The sequence below is a fragment of the Stenotrophomonas sp. HMWF003 genome, assembly GCF_003061285.1.
Lineage (GTDB): Bacteria > Pseudomonadota > Gammaproteobacteria > Xanthomonadales > Xanthomonadaceae > Stenotrophomonas > Stenotrophomonas maltophilia_AP.
On record NZ_QAIW01000310.1, the window covers coordinates 13,360 to 17,307 of the forward strand.

Below are 3,948 nucleotides of genomic sequence, written 5' to 3' on the forward strand. Positions count from 1 at the left end.
TCACCCACGTTTGCCGGTGCCGCTCCCGCTGCGCCGGCCACCAACATCGCTCCAACCGCGAGCCCCAACCACCGCACCGTCCCCGTTTTCGTCATGACGTTTGAATTTAGATCGATTCAAGGTGGGTTCGATCCTAGCACCGGTGCGACGGCGTCGCATGTTGCGGTGCGGTTGGACGCCCGCAGACCCGCTCAACACACGCTCCCGCGCGACCTGAGGCAGAAGCTGCCCAAATAACTGATCAGGTCTGATCGCTTCACGGCGACGGCATTCAGCCGGAAGGTATAACGACCGACTTCGGTCAGAGCGGACGGAGGCACGTCCTGCGTGTAACCGGCGAGGTCGGTGCCATGGAGCAGGCATTGTCCGGGCCTCAACACGAATCGTTGCGATGCCGGCAGCGCACTGATGCTCCAGACCAGTTTCGCGTCGGCCCTGCTCTCATGGATCAGCCTGACCGACTTGACGGAGAAATTCTTCTTCGCGCCAGCCGGTACACAGATCGCCGGAGCACCCTCAATCACGCTCACCACGCCAGGCCCGTGCCGTCCCCATGGCGTGGCTACGACCGGGGCTGGAAGCAGCATCCCGCATGCCGCGATCAACATGCCGTACCGCACGTTGGGGAGACGTCTCATATCGTGTCCAATTGGCAACGGCGGGGTCGGGCGCGCAGGCCAGTTGCAAGCGCCAGTCCACGCGGGGACGCTCTTCAATGCCGGTAGCGCAGGGTGCCGATCCCATGACGCCGTTGATATGAACATTGTTGTAGTTCGCGCCGGCCGTAACGCCGCTGCTCACGCGACTGCGCCCCTCGCCTTACACCGAGGGGCGCACCTCCGGATCACGCCGGCCGCGGGTCTTCCGGCACGGCTGCCTCGGGCAACGTCGGCTGCGCGTTGTCCACGGTCATCGGAGCGTCGCTGCGCAGCAGGGCCCTCGCTTCGGCCTCGCTGGCCTGGGTATGCCCCTCCCCGCCGGTACCGATGAAGGGATCGACGGCGGCGTAAGCCGTATCAGCCGCAGTTTTCGCGGGGGCGGCCACAGCCAGGCCGGAGGCGAACATGGCCGTGGTGGCGAAAGCGATCAGGAGACGACGGTCCAGCATGATCATCGGCATCTGGATCGATTCCGGTGGTGGTCAGGTCGCAGCACCGGTCATCCACGGCCGCATGTTGCACTGCGGCTGAACGCCGGACTACACCGGTGACCTGGTCCCGGTCCAACTGCAACTTTTTGCATGGATCGATCCAATGCCCACGGACAGACTGAGCGGCGCCCCAGCGATCCAGCTTCGCCGTTCAGCGGCGACGACAACGGAGGCGCGTTGCGGAGCGACCCCGCCGCGCCCTCTGTCAGCTAAACACAATCACATCACCTCGCCTTCACGGCTTGTAAGCATTTCATTCAGCCTGACGACGTGAACGCAGTTGCCTCTTTGACGCTTTTCAACAGGAGCTCCGTCATGAAACTTAGCGCTCGTCATTCCCTCAGCCTTGCCATTGCAGTCGCGATGTCGCTGTCCTTCCCTGTCGCAGCCGGCAATCTTCTGCCCGGCGAATCAGCCACCGTGGCACCAGGCGAGGTGGCGGAGGCGTGGCGCGTTGATCGGGCGACGCTGGATATGCTTCCTGGCGCAGAGGCGCTCACCATCGTCGCGAACGGCGGCACCGTCTCGATGCGCGATGCGCTTCTGCAGCCCGTTTCAGGCGACTACCGCACCGCCTTGGACCTCGCGATGTCCTTCGGCCCCTCACCCCAGATGTCGACGGCCGATATCGCGGGCAGCCGCATCATCGTCAAGGACGGACGTGTCAATACGGGGGTTACCATGAATCGAGGGTCTCTCACATTGCGCGACGGTTCGCTGATCGAAGCCGGCAATGGAATCCAGCTCTACGGCGGCGACGTCGTGATGCGTGACAGCACCATTCGCGCCAGCAACGTCGGGGTGGAAATCAGGAGCCCCGTGCCGGGCACCAGCACGTTGTCGGTCGCCAACTCCCTTGTTCACTCCAAGGCCGATGTGTTCACCGCATCGGGGAATACCGTGGCCACCATCAACGTCACCAACTCCACGCTGACTGCCGCCGATGGCCTGCCCTACTTCAGCGGCTACCATGTGGCCCTTGCAGAGAACAGTGCGCAGCTTTCATTCACTGCAAGTGCGTCGGCGTTGCACGGGGAGATCTCCGCACGTTTCAATGGCGCGCTCGATGCGGTCCTGCGGGATGGAACAACCTTCTACGGCAGGACCTCGGCCTTAAGCGGAGGAACGCTGAACCTGGCCATGCAATCGGGCAGCGCCTGGACGATATCCAACAACAGCACGGTGACCAACCTGGTCATGGACGGGAATACAAGCATCACCTTCGGCCCGGGCACCTACTTCAATTCGCTGACCGTGACCGGTGATTTCCACGCCGATGATGCACTGCTCATGTTCAATACTGCCCTTGGCGACGACGCGTCCAAGTCCGATCGATTGATCGTTGCCGGTGACACCAGCGGCAGCGCCACTGTGCGCGTCAACAACGTGGGCGGCGCGGGCGCCCAGACCGAGAAAGGCATCGAGCTGATCTCGGTGGGCGGCGCCTCCAACGGTCAGTTCAACCTCGCCGGGCGCGCAGTGGGTGGCCAGTACGAGTACTTCCTGCACAAGGGCACTGGTGCCGATGGCAACTGGTACCTGCGCTCGGTGCTGCCGACGGTACCAGATCCCTGCGTGATCGACCCCGACCTTCCGCAGTGCACGCCGGTGGACCCCGGTCCGGGTCCGGGGCCAAATCCCGACCCGGTGTTGCGCCCGGAACCGGGCGCCTATCTGGCCAACCTGCAGGCGGCGCAGACGATGTTCCTCCTCGGCTACCACCATCGTCATGCCGGCCAGAACGCGGGCCGTGCCTGGGCGCGGGTGGATGGCTCACGCCACGGCTTCGGTGCGATCAGTCAGCAGCTGGACATCCACGGCAACAGCCAGGCACTGAGCGTCGGCGCCGATGTGTGGCGTCACGATTCAGGCAGCAACGCGGGCGTGATGCTCTCCAGCGGCAACGCCGACAGCACCTCCACCAACCCGCTGACCGGCTATTACGCGCGCGGCAAGGTGAAGGGTGAAGCGCTGGGCATCTACGGTACCTGGCGGGGCGGCAATGCGGCGGATCCGTACGCCGGCTTCTACGTGGACGGCTCGGTGCAGCGCGCACAGTTCCGTAATCGCGTGGACGGCATTGGCCTGGCCACCGAACGCTACGACGGCCGCATCTGGCAGGGCGCAGTCGAAGCGGGTTATGCGTTCCGGGTGGGCGGCGCCAGCAACGGCGCTATCTTCCTGGAACCGCAGCTCCAGGTGGGCTACAACCGCTGGGATGACCTGCACCACACCGAAGCCACCGGCACGGTGATCTCTTCCCGGGACGCCGATGGGCTGTTCGGTCGCGTCGGCCTGCGCCTGTCCGGGGTGACGCGCTGGGGCCATGGGGCCGCCGAAGTGCAGCCGTACCTCGCCGCCCATTGGCTGCACACCCGCGCTGACTCGGAAATCCGCATGGACGACGAACGCGTGGATGCGCGCATTCCGCGCAGTCGCGCGGAGGTCAGTGCGGGTGCGTCGCTGAAGTTTGCCAACGGCATCGGTGCCTGGGGCGGGCTGGCGCGGCAACAGGCCAGCGGCTACCACCAGACCAATGCGCAGCTGGGACTCAGCTACACCTGGTGATGATATGGAGCCGCCCTTGGGCGGCTCCATTTTGCTGGCTAATGCATTGATTCTGGTGTGCGGGGAGCCGGCCAGGGGACGGCACTACCGGGAAGCGTCGCGTCGATCCTGGCGTGCCGGGAGCCGGCCGGCGGCCGGCACTACGTGGGGCGTGCTTCGTCGGGCTCGGCGGCTTCGGGCAACGTCGGCTGCGCGTTGTCCACGGTCATCGGGGCATCACTGCGCAGCAG

General features: G+C 65.1%; 3 protein-coding genes. 1 reads left to right on the top strand and 2 read right to left on the bottom strand.

Annotated elements, in window-relative coordinates; genetic code table 11:
- Window positions 1–191: 191 nt before the first annotated feature.
- Both DBR34_RS12700 and DBR34_RS12705 read right to left on the bottom strand, forming a co-directional pair.
- Window positions 192–530, bottom strand: a complete 339-nt coding sequence (locus DBR34_RS12700; protein WP_128097060.1) for a hypothetical protein — start codon at window positions 528–530, stop codon at window positions 192–194.
- Window positions 531–844: 314 nt separating this feature from the next.
- On the bottom strand, window positions 845–1,114 hold the full coding sequence (locus DBR34_RS12705; RefSeq protein WP_128097061.1) for a hypothetical protein: 270 nt from the start codon (window positions 1,112–1,114) through the stop codon (window positions 845–847).
- 351 nt (window positions 1,115–1,465) lie between these two features.
- Between DBR34_RS12705 and DBR34_RS12710 the strand changes: the two genes are divergently transcribed.
- A complete protein-coding gene (locus DBR34_RS12710) occupies window positions 1,466–3,718 on the top strand; it encodes an autotransporter outer membrane beta-barrel domain-containing protein (protein WP_128097062.1) in 2,253 nt (750 codons plus the stop codon).
- The last annotated feature ends 230 nt before the right edge of the window (window positions 3,719–3,948 follow it).